This window comes from Tessaracoccus sp. MC1679 (genome assembly GCF_014164775.1).
GTDB lineage: Bacteria > Actinomycetota > Actinomycetes > Propionibacteriales > Propionibacteriaceae > Arachnia.
Genome location: NZ_JACJGB010000001.1, coordinates 560,229 through 577,590 on the forward strand (window position 1 = coordinate 560,229; position 17,362 = coordinate 577,590).

19 protein-coding genes are annotated in these 17,362 nt (G+C 69.0%); 8 read left to right on the forward strand and 11 right to left on the reverse strand.

The genetic code is table 11. The annotated features are described in order from the left end of the window. Positions 1–65: 65 nt before the first annotated feature. The 9 genes from H5398_RS02730 to H5398_RS02770 all read right to left on the reverse strand — a co-directional run bounded on the left by H5398_RS02730 (position 66) and on the right by H5398_RS02770 (position 5,694). The gene (locus H5398_RS02730) at positions 66–242 is read right to left on the reverse strand and encodes a hypothetical protein (RefSeq protein ID WP_182798915.1); all 177 of its coding nucleotides are present in this window, start codon (positions 240–242) and stop codon (positions 66–68) included. Between the two features lie 87 nt (positions 243–329). After that, positions 330–776, reverse strand: coding sequence for a 50S ribosomal protein L9 (gene rplI / locus H5398_RS02735; RefSeq protein WP_182798916.1), 447 nt, complete (start codon positions 774–776; stop codon positions 330–332). Positions 777–793: 17 nt separating this feature from the next. Continuing rightward, a complete protein-coding gene (gene rpsR / locus H5398_RS02740; RefSeq protein ID WP_182781363.1) occupies positions 794–1,033 on the reverse strand; it encodes a 30S ribosomal protein S18 in 240 nt (79 codons plus the stop codon). A gap of 98 nt (positions 1,034–1,131) precedes the next feature. Beyond that, the gene (locus H5398_RS02745; RefSeq protein WP_182798917.1) at positions 1,132–1,686 is read right to left on the reverse strand and encodes a single-stranded DNA-binding protein; all 555 of its coding nucleotides are present in this window, start codon (positions 1,684–1,686) and stop codon (positions 1,132–1,134) included. Between the two features lie 157 nt (positions 1,687–1,843). Beyond that, positions 1,844–2,131 (reverse strand): 30S ribosomal protein S6, encoded by a 288-nt coding sequence (gene rpsF, locus H5398_RS02750; protein WP_182781361.1) that lies wholly within the window; start codon positions 2,129–2,131, stop codon positions 1,844–1,846. Between the two features lie 266 nt (positions 2,132–2,397). Beyond that, complete coding sequence (locus tag H5398_RS02755; protein WP_182798918.1) at positions 2,398–3,150, reverse strand: SGNH/GDSL hydrolase family protein; 753 nt, start codon at positions 3,148–3,150, stop codon at positions 2,398–2,400. A 1-nt stretch (position 3,151) separates the two neighbouring features. Next, positions 3,152–3,529, reverse strand: coding sequence for a rhodanese-like domain-containing protein (locus H5398_RS02760; RefSeq protein WP_182781359.1), 378 nt, complete (start codon positions 3,527–3,529; stop codon positions 3,152–3,154). A gap of 45 nt (positions 3,530–3,574) precedes the next feature. Continuing rightward, positions 3,575–3,907: a hypothetical protein gene (locus H5398_RS02765; RefSeq protein WP_182798919.1), complete on the reverse strand. Its 333-nt coding sequence runs from the start codon at positions 3,905–3,907 to the stop codon at positions 3,575–3,577. Beyond that, the gene (locus tag H5398_RS02770) at positions 3,904–5,694 is read right to left on the reverse strand and encodes a long-chain fatty acid--CoA ligase (protein ID WP_182798920.1); all 1,791 of its coding nucleotides are present in this window, start codon (positions 5,692–5,694) and stop codon (positions 3,904–3,906) included. The genes H5398_RS02765 and H5398_RS02770 overlap by 4 nt, the downstream gene beginning before the upstream one ends. 151 nt (positions 5,695–5,845) lie before the next feature. On the opposite strand from H5398_RS02770, the gene H5398_RS02775 reads away from it, so the two are divergent. Further along, complete coding sequence (locus H5398_RS02775) at positions 5,846–7,783, forward strand: AarF/ABC1/UbiB kinase family protein (RefSeq protein ID WP_182798921.1); 1,938 nt, start codon at positions 5,846–5,848, stop codon at positions 7,781–7,783. A gap of 10 nt (positions 7,784–7,793) precedes the next feature. Then, positions 7,794–8,588 (forward strand): deoxyribonuclease IV, encoded by a 795-nt coding sequence (locus H5398_RS02780; protein ID WP_182798922.1) that lies wholly within the window; start codon positions 7,794–7,796, stop codon positions 8,586–8,588. Positions 8,589–8,632: 44 nt separating this feature from the next. Here the strand turns inward: H5398_RS02780 and H5398_RS02785 are convergent, their stop codons facing one another. Continuing rightward, positions 8,633–9,802, reverse strand: coding sequence for an ATP-binding protein (locus H5398_RS02785; protein WP_182798923.1), 1,170 nt, complete (start codon positions 9,800–9,802; stop codon positions 8,633–8,635). Positions 9,803–9,969: 167 nt separating this feature from the next. Between H5398_RS02785 and H5398_RS02790 the strand changes: the two genes are divergently transcribed. The 6 genes from H5398_RS02790 to mnhG are packed head-to-tail and all read left to right on the forward strand — an operon-like array spanning position 9,970 to position 16,245. Next, on the forward strand, positions 9,970–12,990 hold the full coding sequence (locus H5398_RS02790; protein ID WP_220489062.1) for a Na+/H+ antiporter subunit A: 3,021 nt from the start codon (positions 9,970–9,972) through the stop codon (positions 12,988–12,990). Further along, positions 12,987–13,415 (forward strand): Na(+)/H(+) antiporter subunit C, encoded by a 429-nt coding sequence (locus tag H5398_RS02795; protein ID WP_182798924.1) that lies wholly within the window; start codon positions 12,987–12,989, stop codon positions 13,413–13,415. Before H5398_RS02790 ends, H5398_RS02795 begins: the two co-directional genes overlap by 4 nt. After that, complete coding sequence (locus H5398_RS02800; protein WP_255443456.1) at positions 13,412–14,965, forward strand: Na+/H+ antiporter subunit D; 1,554 nt, start codon at positions 13,412–13,414, stop codon at positions 14,963–14,965. The genes H5398_RS02795 and H5398_RS02800 overlap by 4 nt, the downstream gene beginning before the upstream one ends. Continuing rightward, positions 14,962–15,552: a Na+/H+ antiporter subunit E gene (locus H5398_RS02805; RefSeq protein ID WP_182798925.1), complete on the forward strand. Its 591-nt coding sequence runs from the start codon at positions 14,962–14,964 to the stop codon at positions 15,550–15,552. The genes H5398_RS02800 and H5398_RS02805 overlap by 4 nt, the downstream gene beginning before the upstream one ends. A 1-nt stretch (position 15,553) precedes the next feature. Continuing rightward, positions 15,554–15,874 carry a monovalent cation/H+ antiporter complex subunit F gene (locus H5398_RS02810; protein WP_182798926.1) on the forward strand — a complete coding sequence of 107 codons (321 nt, stop codon included), beginning with the start codon at positions 15,554–15,556 and terminating at the stop codon, positions 15,872–15,874. Next, the gene (gene mnhG, locus H5398_RS02815; protein WP_182798927.1) at positions 15,871–16,245 is read left to right on the forward strand and encodes a monovalent cation/H(+) antiporter subunit G; all 375 of its coding nucleotides are present in this window, start codon (positions 15,871–15,873) and stop codon (positions 16,243–16,245) included. Before H5398_RS02810 ends, mnhG begins: the two co-directional genes overlap by 4 nt. 10 nt (positions 16,246–16,255) lie before the next feature. Here mnhG and H5398_RS02820 read toward each other — a convergent pair whose 3' ends face one another. Then, positions 16,256–17,323, reverse strand: a complete 1,068-nt coding sequence (locus H5398_RS02820; protein ID WP_182798928.1) for an LLM class flavin-dependent oxidoreductase — start codon at positions 17,321–17,323, stop codon at positions 16,256–16,258. Between the last annotated feature and the right edge of the window lie 39 nt (positions 17,324–17,362).

The window sequence follows — 17,362 nt, forward strand, 5'->3', positions numbered from 1 at the left end:
GCCGATGCACCGGAGTCAGCCACTGGCGGGGACCATCCCTAGACGCTGTCTTCCTGATGGTGTCACTACTCGACGACGCCCGCGGACCCATCGTCGGCGGACTCGGTGCGCTCGTTGAGCTCGATCCAGGAGGTGTCACAGCCGGGGCACCGATACACGGGCGCGCCCTCCACCCGCTCGTCGGTCTCCACCGTGCCGCACGCGTCCTGGCACGGCCACGTGGTGAGGAATCGAGCGCTCATCCCCCAACCCTACGGCCAGCCCAAGGCCCCGAAAAAGCGAGAGAGCCCCGGTCGAAACCGGGGCTCTCTGCTGTGGGTTGCCTCAGATCACTGGGCGACGACCTCGAAGGGAACGTACGCGGTGACAGCCTGGTGCAGCTTGACAGCGGCGGTGTGGGTGCCGACGGACTTGACCGGCTTCGCGAACGAAACCGTGCGCTTGTCGATCGTGGGGCCGCCGGCCTTCTTGACGGCGACCGCGAGGTCGCTGGAGGTGACGGAACCGAACAGGTGGCCCTGATCGGAGACCCGTGCCCCCACCGAGACGGTGAGGCCCTCGAGCTGGACGCGCAGTTCCTGCGCGTGCTCGACGCCACGCACCTCACGGGCGTCACGCGCCCGCTTGATGCCGTCGATCTGCTTCTCGGTGCCACGGGTCCAGCGGATCGCCTTCGACTGTGGCAGCAGGAAGTTGCGGCCGTAGCCGTCCTTGACTTCAACGACGTCCCCGGCGATGCCGAGCTTGTCGACGGTGCTGGTCAGAATGAGCTTCATTGTTTCTCCTCCTGCGCTCAGCGAGCGGTCGACGCGTAGGGCAGCAGGGCCACCTCACGCGCGTTCTTGACGGCGATGGCAACCTTGCGCTGATCCTGAACCGACAGCCCGGTGACGCGGCGGGCGCGGATCTTCCCACGCTCAGAAATGAACTTCTTGAGCAGGTTGACGTCCTTGTAATCGACGTTTGCGACCCGCGTCTTCTTTACCGGAAGGATCTTCTTCTTGTTCACAGGCTTGCGCTGTGGACCGGCCATTGTGGTGCTCTCCTTTACTCCCGGGCTTGCCGCCCGTGAAAGCCCGTCTTGCGACGGAATGTGCCAGCTAGCCCAGGAGGGCTAGTTAAGCGGATGGATCAGAACGGGGGCTCTTCCGGCTGGGACTGTGCCCAGGGATCGTTCCCGCCGCGGTTGCCGCCGGGTGCACTGGGTGCACCGGCTGCTCCGGAGCCGGACCACGGGTCGGACTGCTGTCCGCCACCGCCGCCAGCCTGGGCGTTACCGCCGCCCTGATTGCCCTGCCAGCTACCGCCACCGCCGCCGCCACCCTGAGTACGGGTGATCTTGGCCGTGGCGTAGCGAAGGGCCGGACCGACTTCGTCGACATCTACCTCAAACACGGTGCGCTTCTCACCCTCGCGGGTTTCGTAGCTGCGCGACTTCAGCCGACCGGAAACGATGACGCGGGTGCCCTTCTGCAGGGACTCGGCCACGTTCTCGGCGTACTGACGCCACACGGAGCAGTTGAGGAACATGGCGTCGCCGTCCTTCCACTCGTTCGTCTGACGATCGAACGTGCGGGGGGTGGACGCGACCGTGAAGTTCGCGACGGCCGCCCCATTGGGCGTGAAACGAAGCTCGGGATCGGCGGTGAGGTTGCCGATGAGCGTGATGGGGGTTTCGCCTGCCATGTCTGTGTGTGCCTTCCGATATCGGACTTGGGTTGCCTCTGCTACCTTACGGCGCCCCTCCGACACTCGGTGCCGGATCTGCGCCTGGTGCGACTGCCTTCACTCTTGGCTGATCGCCCCGAGTTTTCTCAGTCTGCACAGAGGCTGTGGATAACTTTCAGTCCTCGCGACGCAGCACCTTGGTGCGCACGATCCGCTCGTCGATGGACATGAGTCGATCCATCTCGGACACGATCGCGGGCTCCGCGGTGATCTGCAGCACGGCGTAGATCGCTTCGGACTTCTTGTTGATGTCGTAAGCGAGACGACGACGACCCCAGTGGTCGGTGTTGTCGACGGTGCCACCACCCTTGGTGATGACTTCGAGATGCTTATCGACGAGCGCGGGAACAAGGCGTTCATCAACTTCAGAATCGATGAGAACCATGACTTCATACTTGCGCATGCTCAGCCCCACCTCCTTCGGACTAACGGCCACGGGTCTGTCCCGCGGCAGGAGGGCATGACTGACTTCGGATGTCAGCCGACCGCCTAGGTTACCCGTCGGCACTGCGCGGGGGAAATCGCCGGTCCCCGCCGGAGGGGTGCGTTGAGCAAATGGCAGGGCTCAACGATGCGCCCACGCTCACGCTCCCCCGGCCCGGCTCCACGACCCGTGCCATTTGCTCAACGCCCTCCCCCCGGAGGACCAGAATCCGAGACCGGACCGGATCAATCAGCAACGCGCAACTGGTCCAAGCGCCCGCTGGCCACGATCGTCCCCCAGAACGCCTCCGCCCACCCCTCGTAACCGCGGTCGTTGGGATGGAAGAAGTCGCCGGCGGTGTGCCGGTGATAGCCGAGCATGCCGGTCTGCCGCGACACCCGATGCAGCGGCACCAGGTGATGCCCGTGCCGCTCCACCAGCGCCGCGGCCAGGACCGACATCCGCTGGGACTGCCCCCCGAGCACCGGCACCATGAACCACGGAACGTCGGCGACGAAGCTCCCCGCGGGCAGCGCCGCGAGGATCTGGTCCAGGCTGCGCTCGAACGTGGCGGCGTTGTGCCCGGGGTAGATGACGTCGTTGCCGCCGATGTCCAGGGTCACCAGGTCCGGAACGAAGCCCAGCTCGGCGAACTGCGGAAGCTGGTCGCGCACCACGTCGTCGCTGGTGGCGCCCGAGACCGACAGGTTGGTGACCAGAACGTCGCGGCCGCTGGCGGTGCGCAGCCGTTCGGCGACCCTCGGCACGTACCCGCGGGTCACGGCCGTGGCGCCCACGCCCTGGGCGGCCGAGTCCCCCAGCGCCACGTAGCGCAACTGTCCCTCGGCCCCCTCGGGACGCTGCCCCCAGTGGGCGCGGTAGTCCTCGACATGGCGGTCGATGGTGCGGCGCCCCTCGAGCCAACGGGTGGCCAGCGCGGACGCCGTCGCTCCGGCCAGCACGCCGCCGACGAAGGGCGCCACCCAGACGGGACGCACCTCAGCGCCGTCGGCGGTAGGGGCCGGGGAGCACCGGGTTGCCGTCCTTCGCCCAGGCTCGGAGCCCGCCCGCGACCGACTCCGCCAGCAGCCCCTTGGACCGCAGCTCGGCCGCCGCGATCGAGGACCGCAGGCCGTTGTCGCAGATGACGATCACCGCACCGTCGCGCTCCGCGAGCGGGTCGTCGCCGTGGATGGCATCCAGGGGGTTCTCGTGCAGGGCCTTCGGGTCCACCGGACGCGCGCCCGGCGCGTGGCCTGCCTCGTACTCCACCTGGGTGCGCACGTCGATGAGCACCGCGCCCTTACTGAGCGCCATCAGCGTCTCCTCGACGGAGAGGCCGGGCGAACGCTTCCCGAGGAAGTCAAGCAATCCCATGGGCATATGGTGCTCCCTCCGTGTCGGGCAGCCAAGTCAGCCGCCTCACAGGATGCCGAACATCACCAGCCCGACGGCGCCCACGACGGCGCTGAGCCCCAGCCCGAGCAGCAGGTACCCGGCCCACCGCTTCCGGGCCCAGCGACAAGTCAGCACCGGCAGCGCCAACGCCGCGACACCCACAGCCAGCGCCACCCCACGGGTGAACATCCCCTGCCCCGCGACCTCGAAGTCCACGCCCACGCCCCCGTCGTCCGGCAGCAGCGCCGTGCCGAGCAGCGCGACGATGCCCCAGGCCGCCATCGCCAGCGAAGCGGCCGCCATGGTCAACGCCCCCGGCCAGGTGGCCCACCAGGGGCGACGGTGCGTCCTCGTCACGGCTGCGCGCGCCGGGCCTCCATCCGGGCGTACATCTCGTCGACGAGCGCCTTGAACCGGGCCTCGACCGCGCGGCGGCGCACCTTCAGGGTGGGCGTGAGGAGGCCGTTGTCCATGGTGAACTCCTCGTTGAGTACCTGCGTGTCCTTCGGCCGCTCCTGGCTGGGCAGCTTCGCCGTCATCTCGTCGACCCTCTTCTTGAGCTCCTCGAGCAGTTCGTTGCTGGCGAGCCAGTCGTGCACCTCGCCGGGCCACGCGCGCGTCTTGGCCAGGGCTTCCACGTGCGGCAGCGACGGCTTCACCAACAGCGTGACGAAGGGGCGGTTGTCGCCGAGGAGCACGGCGTGCTCGAAGAGGGGGTCCGACAGGATGAGGCCCTCGATGGGCTGGGGGGCCACATTCTTCCCGCCGAGGGTGACGATGATGTCCTTCAGCCGATCCGTGATGGTGAGGAACCCCTCGGTGTCCACATAGCCGACGTCGCCGGTGTGCAGCCACCCGTCGATGAGCACCTCGGCCGTGGCCTCAGGGGCGTTCCAGTAGCCGAGCATCACGTTGGGGCCCTTGTAGAGGATCTCGCCGAGGTCCCCGATCCGCAGCTCGCCGCCAGGGAGCACCTTGCCGACGGTGCCGGCCTTGAAGTCGTCCGGCGCGTTGAACGAGATCAGCGGCGAGGTCTCCGTCAGCCCGTAGCCCTGTTGGATGGGGAGTCCCACCGAGGAGAAGAACTCCTCGATCTCCGGGCGCAACGGCGCGCCGCCGCAGGCCAGGACGGTCTTGGGGCCGCCGAGAGCCGCGCGGACGTTGCCCAGCACCAGCTTGTCCGCCAGCGCCAGCTGGGTGCGCAGCAGGGCGCTGGGGCGCCTGCCGGAGCGGTAGGCGTACTGGTTGTGGCGGCCCACCTTGAGCGCCCAGGCGAAGATCTGCCGCTTGGCCGCGGACGACTCAACCTTCGCGTGGGCAGTGGCGTACACCGTCTCGAACAGCTTCGGCACGCTGACCATCATCGTGGGCTGCGCCAGCACCATCTGCTCGGCCACGGTCCGCGCGTTCTCCACGTAGGTGTTCATGGACCCGTGCAGCAGCACCACGTAGGTCCACGCCCGCTCCAGCGCGTGTGAGAGCGGGAGGAAGCTCAAGGAGTGGTCCTCGGGCTGGATATTGAAGAAGCTGTCCAACGCGTCGCTCTGCGTCACGAAGGCGCTGTGCTGCAGCATCACGCCCTTGGGGTTGCCGGTGGTCCCCGAGGTGTAGATGATCGAGGCGAGGTCGTCGCCGCTGGCTTCGGCGAAGCGGGCCTCGACGGCGCCGTGGTCTGGCTCGGCCAGGAAGTCCGCGTAGCTCGTCACGTTCTCCGGCATCCCCGGGTAGGGCTTGAGGATCACGACGTGGGCCAGGTCCGGCAGTTCGTCGGCCACCGACAGGACGCGCTCACACTCGCTCTGATTGCCGACGAACATCACCGTGAGTCCGGAATCGGCCGCGATGTGGCTGATCTGCTCAGGAGTGGAGGTGGCGTACAACGGCACCGGGACGGCGCGGGCGGTGGCCGCCCCGAAGTCGATCTCCGACCATTCCGGCCGGTTGGCGAGGAAGATCCCGACACGGCCGCCGGGCTCGACGCCGAGGTTGATCAGCCCCTGCGCGACGCGGTTGACCTTGCCCTGGAACTGCGTGTACGTCTGCGTGACCCAGCGCTCCCCCTCGCGGATGCGGGTGGCGGTACGCGACCCGTGCTGCGCGACGACCGCGCGAAGACGCGTGACGACGTGGTTGATCTGAGGCATGGTGAGCTCCCGTTGACGGCCTGTTGAGCACAGGCTACCCACGCGGTCTGCGGCCTTGAGGCCGCTTGACAGGATCCGACTCGACCTCGGCGTGCGCCCGCTCCCACCGAGGTCCTCTGGGAGACTGGGACAACACGCGGAGGAGAACGGCATGGACGTCTTCATCGGAGCCCTCATCAACATCCTGGTGCTCATCTACCTCACCCGGAGGCTGCTCGGCGTGCCCGTCGGATGGGGCCGCGTGCTGATCATCGCCGCGCTGGCCAACGCGACAGCCTGGGAGACCGGCGACGATCTTCTCACTTCCCTGGCCGTCACGGCGGACAGTCCCCCGCTCCCGCTGCTCCTCATCGCCGTGGTCGCGGCCGGATCCGTCATCACCGGCCAGATGATCGTGCTCACGGTCCTCGAGGTGATCCTCCCCACGAGCCGCGTCCCCAGCCTGTCGTCCGTCATCACGGGTATTCCCGGCGCCCTCCGTCGGCTACGCCGCTATGTGGTGATCTGGTGGATCCTGCTGCGTCGCGGGCTGACCGCCTACCTCGGGCCCGTGGCGAAGGCCGACGTCGGCTCGCCACGGGTGGCGCGCTCGCTTCGCAAGGCGCTCACCGACGCCGGGGTCACGTTCGTCAAGTTCGGCCAGATGCTCGCCACGCGGGCCGACCTGCTGCCGCCCACCTTCGTCCGGGAGCTGTCCACACTGCACTCGCAGGTGGAGGCCGAGCCGTGGGCGGACATCCGCCCGGTGCTGGAGGCCGGCCTGGACCGCCCCCTGTCCGAGGTGTTCGACACCGTGGAGGAGAAGCCGATCGCAGCAGCGTCGGTGGCTCAGATCCACGCGGCGCGCCTGGCCGACGGGACAGACGTGGTGGTGAAGGTCCAACGTCCTCGTGCCCGACGCCAGGTGACCGCGGACCTGGACATCCTGCTCCGGCTCGCCCATGGCCTGGAGCGTCGGACCGTGTGGGCGCGACAGATCGGCGCCGTGGGACTGGCGGAAGGCTTCGCGGCCTCGCTGCACGAAGAACTGGACTACCGGGTGGAGGTGGCCAACATGCGCGGCGTGGCCGCCTCCGGCACCCTGATCGTCCCGCAGGCCTTCGACGAGCTGTCGTCCGAACGCGTCATCGTGATGGAGAGGCTTTCCGGCGATCCGTTGTCCACGGCTGGGGACGCGCTAGCTTCATTGCCCAGCGAGCGGCGCCGTGCGCTCGCGGAGGAGCTTGTCGCCGGCATCGTGCACCAGGTCTTCGTCACCGGCGTGTTCCACGCCGACCTCCACCCTGGGAATGTGGTCCTCACCGACGACGGCGAGCTGGCCCTGCTCGACTTCGGTTCCGTGGGACGACTCGACCGCCCTGCAAGGTCCGCGCTCGCGATGTTGATGTACGCCGTGGAGCGGCAGGACTCCCTCGTGGCGACGGACGCGGTCCTCGATCTCATGGATCGCCCGCCCGGGCTCGACGATCGCGCGCTCGAGCGCGACATCGGAGGACTCGTCATGCGTTTCAGCGGCGACTCGGCTCCGGGCGGGGCGGCGGCGATGTTCGCCGAACTGCTGGACCTGGTGGTGCGGCACGGATTCAGGGTCCCGCCGCAGCTGGCCGCGGTATTCCGCACCCTCGGCACCCTGGACGGCACCCTCCGGCTCCTCGATCCCCGGATCGACCTGGTCTCCGTCGCCCGCGCCAAGGGCGCCGAACTCGCCCACGAGTTGGCGAGCCCGGAGAAGATGCGCGAGCAGGCCTCGCACCAGCTGGCTGCGCTGCTCCCCTTGCTGGCTCGCATGCCGAGGCGGTTGTCCCGCATCGCCGAACACCTGGAGGACGGCACGCTGCAGGTGAACGTGCGCGGCTTCGCCGACCCCGACGAACGACGGTTCCTGGCGGGGATCGGTCAACAGCTCAACCTCACCCTGATCGCCAGCGTGCTCGGCCTCGGCGGCCTCTTCCTCCTCACCCGCGACGGCGGGCCGTTGATGCTGCCGACGGTGCCGCTCTGGGTGTTCCTCGGGGTGACCTGCCTGTTCCTCGCCTTCACCCTGGGCGCCCGGGTGCTGGCCACCATCTTCTTCCAGCCCCGCGGATAGGGTTGGGCGCATGACTCTGCGACTTGGCGCCCACGTCGACTCCACGGATCCGCTGGCCGAGGCCGCCGCGCTCGGCGTGGACGTGGTCCAGATCTTCCTGGGCGACCCGCAGAGCTGGAAGAAGCCGGCCACCCTGGTCGACGGCGGGGCCGCTGCTCTGAAGTCCGCCGCGGAGGCCGCCGGCGTCGGCATTGTCGTGCACGCCCCCTACGCCCTCAATGTGGCCTCCACCAACAACCGGATCCGCATCCCCTCGCGCAAGCTGCTGCAGCAGACGGTCACGGAGGCCGCCGCCATAGGCGCCATCGGCGTGGTGGTCCACGGAGGCCACGTCACCGCCAACGAGGACCCGGCTGTCGGATTCGTTAACTGGCGCAAGTGTGTGGACGCGCTGGAGCTGGAGGTGCCGATCTTCATCGAGAACACCGCCGGCGGCGGCAACGCGATGGCCAGGCACCTGGAGGCCATCGACAGGCTGTGGGACGCACTCTCGGGCTCGCCGAACGCGGACCGGGTGGGCTTCTGCCTCGACACCTGCCATGCGCACGCCGCGGGTCTGGAGCTCGACGGGCTCCTCGGGAGGATCACCGCGATCACCGGCCGGGTGGACGTGCTGCACTGCAACGACTCGCGCGACGAGGCGGGCAGCGGCGCGGACCGGCACGCCAACCTGGGGCAGGGGCTGATCGACGGCGACACCCTGGCTTCGCTCGTCCGGGAGGCCGACACGATCACCGTCCTCGAGACCCCGGGCGGGATCCCCGAGCGGACCCTCGACCTCGCCTGGCTGCGCGGACACCTCTAGGATCGGTACGGCTCGCGCTCCAAACGTCTGGCCGCAACGGCGGGCTACAGCGCCTGCCGCCTCACGAACTCGGCCATGGCGGGAACTGTGTAAGCCACCACCCCGTGATCCGGCGAATAGATCAGACCCTTGTTGATGAGGTTGGCCCGGACGGGCCCGAGAGCGGTGGTCTTCTTGCGCAGGCGAGCGGCAACCTCACCGGAGCTGCTCCCACCATCACCATCCACCGCCATGGCCTTCAGATACTCCTTCTCTGCACTGGTGGCCCGATCCCAGCGGATCCGAAAGAAGCCCGTGTCGAGCGCGAGTTGGCCGATCGCCACCCCTAACTTCGCGTCTGGCAGGGTGATCGGAGGCAGCTCCGTCGCGTTCCACGTGTCCTGACCGAACTGCTGAAGGAAGTACGGGTAGCCGCTCGCCGCCACCACAATGTGGTTCATGGCTGCCTCCTCCCACCCCACACCCTCTGCTTCGGCGGGAGTCACCAGTGCGGCAGCGGCGTCGTCATCGGCGAGCGCATCGACTGTCCGGTAGTTGAAGAGCCGTTCGGCGTAGGACTTCGCCTCCGCGAGCTTGCGTGGGAGACTCGGCAACCCGGCGAGTGCGAGAACGAGGCGATCCTGCCGCTGGTTGGCTGCGTGGACGATGGAACACAACGCGATCAGCTCCTCGTCGGGAAGGTCCTGAGCCTCATCGACGAGAACCGCCACACCAACCCCCTGTTCCTCCGCAGCGCCACCGAGGTCCCGAAGGAGCTTCCCCAGATCGGACTCGAACGTCCCGGTGTCCGCGCCTCCGCCTGGGCTGTCGTTGAGGTTGACGCCGAAGTTCCACGTGCCGGTGACGTCGTACGAGGCTTTGAAACTCAGGGCGGTCTTTAATGCCTTCAACACCCTGGCGCCCACACCGGGCTTCGCCAGGTCCACGAGATCGTCATGGAGTGCCTCGCCCACCATGTCACGCACGGACCTCCCAGATTTCGCCTCGATCTGGGCCACGATCCAGCCCCGTTCGCCGGCCATTCGGGCGAACTGGGTAAGCAGCACCGTCTTTCCCACCCCGCGGAGCCCATATAGGACAACAGACTGGGCGTCCCTCCCGATAGTGATTCTTCGGAGCGCGACGTCCCAGGCCTCGAGCTGCGTCCCGCGCCCGACCAGCGCCGCTGGAAGGCGTCCCGCCCCGGGTGAGTACGGATTCGACACTGGATCCACGACGACCTCCCTGTGTATCGATTGATGTCCCAATGTATCAAGAACTTATACAGGCCCACAGATGGCTATAAACCTCGCCGGTGTCGATGTTCCGGCATCACCGGAGGCCTTGTGCGCCCGATAGACTGACCCCGCCACCACGAACCCAAGGAGATGGGAGTTCTGGCGTGCTTCTCGCGCTGATCGCCGCCCACGCGGTCCTCGGCGCGCTCGCACCACTCTTCGTCCGATGGCTCGGGGCCCGCTCCTTCTTCGTGCTGATGCTGGGCCCGCTGGCAGCGGCGGTGTGGCTCACCACCCTCGCCCCCACCGTCGTGGCCGGCGGCGAATACCTGGTGAGCTACCAGTGGATCCCGCTGCTGGGCGTGGACCTCACCCTCAGGATCGGGCTGCTCCAATGGGTGCTCGCAATGATCGTGACCTGGATCGGCGCCCTGATCCTGCTCTACAGCCGGTGGTACTTCGACGGCATGACCGTGGCCCGGTCCGCGGCCATCCTGACGATCTTCGCCGGCACGATGCTGGGGCTGGTCACCGCGGACAACCTGGTGGTGCTCTACATCTTCTGGGAGCTGACCACGATCTTCTCCTACCTGCTCATCGCCCACGACCCCACCCGTCGGGCCAACCGCGGCGCCGCCCAGACCGCGCTGATCGTCACCACCACCGGCGGACTGGCCATGCTCGTGGGCATCGTCGCGCTCTGGCAGACCTCCGGCACGCTGTCCATGCAGGAGATTCTGGCGGAGCCGCCGACGGGCACGCTGGCCACCGTCGGCGCGCTGCTGATGCTGGTGGGCGCGCTCAGCAAGTCCGCCCTCGTCCCGTTCCACTTCTGGCTGCCCGGCGCGATGGCTGCCCCGACGCCCATCTCGGCCTACCTGCACGCCGCCGCCATGGTGAAGGCCGGCGTGTACCTGGTGGCCGCGCTTGCGCCCGCCTTCGCGTCGGTGCCGTGGTGGCGGCCCACCGTCATGCTGCTGGGCATCATCACCATGATCCTGGGCGGCTGGCGCGCCCTCCGCCAGACGGATCTCAAGCTCCTCCTCGCCTACGGCACCGTGAGCCAACTCGGATTCCTGGTGCTGCTGGTGGGGCTCGGCACCGAGGCGGCCGCCCTCGCCGGGCTCGGCATGGTCATCGCGCACGCCCTGTTCAAGTCCACCCTCTTCATGTGCGTGGGCATCATCGACCACTCCGCCGGCACCCGCGACCTCCGGGAGCTCAACGGCGTGGGGTACCGCGTGCCGTGGCTGGCCGCCCTCGGCGGGCTGGCCGTGCTGTCCATGGCGGGGGTGCCACCGCTGGTGGGGTTCGTCGCCAAGGAGGCCGCCTTCGAGTCCATCGAGTACCTCGTCTCCGGAGACGTCGAGGCGGTGACCCCACTGGCCGCCGCCGCGCTGGCCGCCGCCCTGGTCTTCGGCTCCGCGCTCACCGCCGCGTACTCCCTGCGCTGGTGGTGGGGGGCGTTCGCGTCCAAGGACGGCGCCCCGGAGCTGTCCTGGCACCGGCCCGCCGTCGGGATCGCCGCCGTGCCGATGTTCCTGGGCCTGCTGTCCCTGATCGGCGGGTTCCTCGGCCCCCAGCTGACTGATCTGCTTGACCCCTACGCCCGCACCGTCGCCACCGGCAAGGCCAGCCACGGCTTCGCGCTGTGGCACGGCTTCACCCCGCCCCTGATCATGTCGATCGTCGCGTTGGTGGCCGGTGTTGCCCTCTTCGTGTTCCGTGAGCGCATCGCCCGCATCCAGGCCACGTTCCCGCAGGTCACCACGGCCGAGGAGTTCTACCACCGCTCCATGCACAACCTGGACCGGGTGTCGGTCGAGGTCACGGCCCGCTCCCAGCGCGGATCGCTGTCGATCTACCTGGGCACCATCCTCGTCACCCTGGTGACCCTGGCCAGCTACGCGCTGCTCCGGGTCCGCCTCTGGCCCGAGATCCGGGTCTTCGACCACTGGGCACAACTGCTGGTGGCGGCCGTCATGATCACCGCCGCCGTCCTGGCCGCAGGATCGCGGGGCCGGATCCGCGGCGTCCTCCTGGTCGGCGTCACGGGCTACGGGTTGGCGCTGATGTTCGCCATGGCAGGCGCCCCCGATCTGGCCCTCACGCAGGTCCTCGTCGAAACCGTCACGCTGGTGGTGTTCGTGCTGGTGGTGCGCAAACTGCCCCGCTACTTCACCAACCGGCCCCTCAGCTCCACCCGGTGGTGGCGGGTGCTTGTAGCCGCCGCGGTGGGGACCACGGTGACCCTGGTGGCGATCGTGGCAGCCGGCGCCCGGGTGGCCGATCCGGTGTCCGACGCCTGGTACGAGGCCGCCTACCAGATCGGCTACGGCAAGAACATCGTCAACGTCGCCCTGGTCGACACGCGCGCCTGGGACACCCTCGGGGAGATCGCGGTGCTGGTCATCGCGGCCACCGGCGTCGCCTCGCTGATCTTCCTCCGCTCCCGCGTGGGGTCGGTCACGCGCACCGACGAGGTCTTCGAGGACCGCGAGGACGCCCCCATGTCGGACACCGCTCCGGGGGTGTGGCTGCGGGCGGGCCAGACGCTGTCCCCCCTGGTCCGGTCGCTGGTCTTCGAGGTGATCACCCGGCTGTTGTTCGGCGTGATGATCATCCTGTCGGTCTATCTCCTGCTGGCCGGCCACAACTCCCCCGGCGGCGGCTTCGCCGGAGGGATGGTGGCGGGCATGGCCCTGATCATCCGCTACCTGGCGGCGGGGCGTCACGAGCTCGACGAGGCCGCCCCGTTCGACGCCGGCCGCCTACTGGGCGGAGGCCTGTTCCTGCTGCTGGGAACCGCCGTCGTCCCGGTGCTCTTCGGCGGCAAGGTGCTGGAGAGCTACGAGTACTACTGGGACGTGCCGGGCCCGGACGCGCTCTCCACGCCGTGGGGCGCGCTCCCCCTCTTCGGTGAGGTGCACCTCGTGTCGTCGACGATCTTCGACCTGGGCGTCTACCTCGTGGTGGTGGGCATGCTGCTCGACGTGGTCCGCAGCCTCGGCTCGGGAATCGACCAGCACGCCAGCGACCAGCTGGCCCCCATGCCGCTCCCGGACTCCACCATCGCGCTTCCGGCGCGGCACGGCGGAACCGCCGAGGACCGCGGCCGGCCGGACGCGCACGACGACTCCCCGCGCCACACCCGGCACACCCGACGCGGGGAGGAGCTGCGATGACAGCCAACCTCGTCCTGGCCGTCACCGCGGGCATCCTGGTGGCCTCCGGCGTCTACCTGTTGCTCGAGCGCTCCCTGACCAGGATCCTGCTCGGCGTCCTGCTGGCCAGCAACGGCGTGAACCTCCTGTTCATCGTCGCCGCCGGAGAACCGGGCGCCGCGCCCATCGTCGGACTGGCGGATCCTGATCAGACCTCGGACCCGCTGCCGCAGGCGATGGTCCTCACGGCCATCGTCATCACCATGGCGGTCGCGGCGTTCGTGCTCACCGTCGCCTACCGCAGCTTCCAGCTGCACGGGCACGACGAGGTGGCCGACGATGTCGAGGACGCCCGCATCCGGCGGCTCGCCGAGGCGGATGTGGCCTCCGAGTCCTACGAGGACACCACCTTCTCCGACACCGGCGAGGACGTGGTGAGCGAATGATGGAGAACCTGCTCCCCGTGCCGGTGCTGCTGGCCATCTTCGGCGCCGCCGTCGCCCTGGCGCTACCGCGGCGCCCGGCCACCCAGCGCATCGTCTCGGTGCTCAGCCTCTCCGGCATCGTCGTGGTGGCCGGCATCCTGATCTGGCACACGCATCAGGTGGGGCCGATCGCCTTGTGGCTGGCGAACTGGCCGGAGCCGCTCGGCATCGCGTTGGTGGCGGACCGGCTGAGCTCCCTGATGCTGTTCGTGGCATCGGTGGTGGCCCTGTGCGTCCTCCTCTTCGCCACCGGCCAGGACAGCGACGAGGTGCGCCGCGAGACCCCCGTGTCGATCTTCCACCCCACCTTCCTGCTGCTGATGGCCGGCGTGTCGAACGCGTTCCTGGCCGGGGATCTGTTCAACCTGTTCGTGGGATTCGAGATCCTGCTGTTCGCCTCCTACGTGCTGCTCACGCTGGGCGGCACGGGGGACCGCATCCGCGCCGGCACCACCTATGTGATCGTCTCCCTGCTCAGCTCATCGCTGTTCCTCATCTCCATCTCGGCGGTCTACGCCGCCACGGGCACGGTCAACCTCGCACATCTGGCGGTGCGTCTGCGGGACCTCAGCGAGCCGGTCCAGCTACTGCTCGAGGTGCTTCTGATCGTCACCTTCGCCGTCAAGGCGGCGATGTTCCCGCTCGGGTCCTGGCTGCCGGACTCCTACCCCACAGCGCCCGCGCCCGTCACCGCGGTCTTCGCGGGCCTGCTCACCAAGGTGGGCGTGTACGCCATCATCCGCACCGAGACGCTGCTGTTCCCGTCGTCACCGGTCAACGACGTCCTGATGGTGGCCTCGCTGCTGACGATGGTGGTCGGCATCCTGGGCGCCATCGCGCAGGTGGAGATCAAGCGCATGCTCTCCTTCACCCTCGTCAGCCACATCGGATTCATGATCTTCGGCATCTCGCTCGGCAGCGACGCGGGGATGGCGGCCACCATCTTCTACACGGCCCACCACATCACCATCCAGGCCACCCTGTTCCTCGTCACCGGGCTCATCGAGCGTCGCGGCGGCACGTCGTCGCTGGAGGGCCTCGGCGGGCTCCTGAAGGTGGCTCCGCTGCTGGCCGTCCTGTTCTTCCTCCCGGCCATGAACCTGGCCGGGATCCCGCCCTTCTCGGGGTTCATCGGCAAGCTCGGCCTGCTTCAGGCCGGGGCCGCCCACGGCGGCGCGCTGGCCTGGGCGGTGGTGGCCGGCGGCGTGGTGACCAGCCTCCTCACCCTGATCGCCATGGCCAAGGTGTGGAACCGGGCGTTCTGGGGCGTCACCCCGGCCGAGCATCGCCGCGCGGAGTCGGAGCGGCTCAACGAGGACCTGGACGAGCTCATCGACGACGACACCCGGCCCATGCCGCCGCTCCAGGTGGGCGCCACGATGGCGCTGGTGGCGTTCGGCCTGGCGCTGACAGCCTTCGCCGGCCCGCTGTACGAGTACACGCACGCCGCCGCCGCCGCGCTGCGCGACGGGTCGTACATCGTCGCCGTCCTCCCCGAGGGGTTGCGATGATGAAGTCCGCCACCCCGTGGCGCCAACGGGTGAGATTCCGGCCTCTGTCGGTGTTCGGCATGGCAGGCGTCTGGGTCCTCGCGTGGGGCAGCGCGTCCCCGCTGGTGCTGCTCCTGGGCATCGCGCTGGGCTGGGTCATCGGCGTGATGTTCCCGCTGCCCCCGATCTTCTGGCAAGGCAGATTCCGCCCCGTCGGTTTCGCCCTGCTGACCTGGCACCTCCTCTACGACCTGGTGGTCTCGTCGGTCCGCCTGCTGCGCCTCGCCTTCCAGCGGGAGGTGAACCTCCACGCCGGGATCGTGCGCGTGGACCTCCACACCGACGACGACCTGTACCAGGTCCAGGTGGCCGAGATCCTGTCGCTGGTGCCGGGGACGGTGGTGATCGAGGTGGTCCGCGAGCCGCGCCGCCTGTACATGCACGCCCTCGAGCTGGTCGACGACGCGGCCCTCGACAGGGTGCAGCACCTGGCCATGGCCGTCGAGTCGCGGGTGGTGCGCGCCTTCGGCTCCGACGAGGAGATCGCCGCCTTCGACGCCGCGTGCCTCACCCACCCCGTCAACGCGTCCCCCCGGATGGAGGAGTGACATGGTTCAAGTGCTCACCGACGTGATCCTGAGTGTCGCGGCCGTGGTGCTCACGGTGTCCGCGATCATCGGGGCAAACCGGATCGCGGAGGGCCCCACCCAGCTGGACCGCTCCGTGGCCGCGGACCTGATCGTGGCCGTCGTCGTGGCATCGCTGGGGTTGTGGACGGTGTGGTCCGACAGCTCCACGGAGGTGCTCATCCTGGTGTTGCTGTCCATGCTGGGCTTCACCAGCGCCGTGTCGGTGGCGCGGATGGTGGCCGACCGGATGGCCACCCGGCGCCACTACAGCGCCAACCGAGACCGGAAGGGGGCCCAATGACAGACGAGATCTTCGACCTCATCGCGTCGCTGTTCGTGCTGGCGGGCGCGCTGCTGTGCTTCGGCGCCGCCGTCTCGCTGGTGCGCTTCCCCGACGTGCTGGGAAAGATGCACGCCATCACCAAACCCCAGGTGCTGGGGTTGATCTCGGTCACGGTGGGTATCACGCTCAGCCTGCGCACCTGGTGGGCAGTGGGTCTGTGCCTGCTCGTCATCGTGCTGCAGCTGCTGACCGCGCCTGTGTCCGCGAGCCTGGTGGCGCGCGGCGCCTACCGCGCCGGGCTGATCAAGGACGAACTGCTACTGGTGGACCATCTCACGGAGGACCTCGAGCAGGCGGGATATACCCGCCCCCCGGAGAGCAGCCGCTGAGCGGGTCAGCTCACAGCAGCGCCTCGGCCAGGAGCTCCAGGCCGCGGAGCTTGGCCGGCCAGGCGTCGGCCGGGTCGCCGTCGCGGGCGCCCGCCACTGGATGGACCATGATCTCGTCCACCCCGAACTCGTCGGCGGTGGCAAGCAGCTGGTCGCGGACCTGCGCCACGTCGCCCACCGCCCAGCTGGCGACGGCGGGCGTGACGGCGGCGCGGAGGTCGTCGGTGAACAACGCTCGCACCTCGTCGCCGACGTGCGGCTGCGGGTCCATGCCTCCGCGGGTGGTCAGTGAGGCCATGAGGTACTGATGGGGCTCGGAGAGGTCCCATGCCTCGTCGGCGGTTTCGGCCACGCACACGTTGACGCTGACGAAGGTGCGCGGGCGGGGCTCTTGCCCGCCGGGCTGGAAGCCGCCGCGGTAGAGGTCGAGGGCGCGTTGGGTGCCGCGGCCGGAGAAATGGTGCGCGAACACGTAGGGAAGCCCGAGGGAGGCCGCGAGCTCAGCGGAGTAGTCGCTGGAACCGAGCAGCCACACCTGAGGTGCCGCCTCCAAGGTGGGCGCGGCACGCAGCGTGTAGGTCTGACCGTGGCGGAGGCGGATCTCGGCGCCCTGGGGGCTGAGCAGGGCGAGGATGTCGGTGACGTTGCGTGGGAACTCCAGCACAGGATCCATCGGCCGGCCCGCCGCGTCGACGAACTGCCCGCCGCCGAGGCGGCCGCGGATCGCGGCTGAGGTGACGGGGTCCGTGCCGGGCGCGCGCCCGATGCCGAGATCGATCCTGTCGCCGTAGACGGCAGCCAGCAGCGCGAACTGCTCGGCGATCGCGAGCGGGGCGTGGTTGGGCAGCATCACGCCGCCAGAGCCGAGCCGGATCCGGGAGGTGTCCTGCCCGAGGTACATGAGCTCGACGGCGGGGGACGTGGACGCCACAGAGGTCGCGTTGTGGTGCTCCGCCACCCAGTAGCGGGTGTAGCCGAGGCGGTCCGCCGCGTCGACCAGGGCCTTGCCCGCGCGGAGCGCCTGGCCGGTGCTCTGGCCGCGGCGGACGGGGAGAAGATCGAGGACGGAGAGGCGCATGAGTCCCGAGCCTATGCGCCCCCCCCCGAGTCCGCGCCC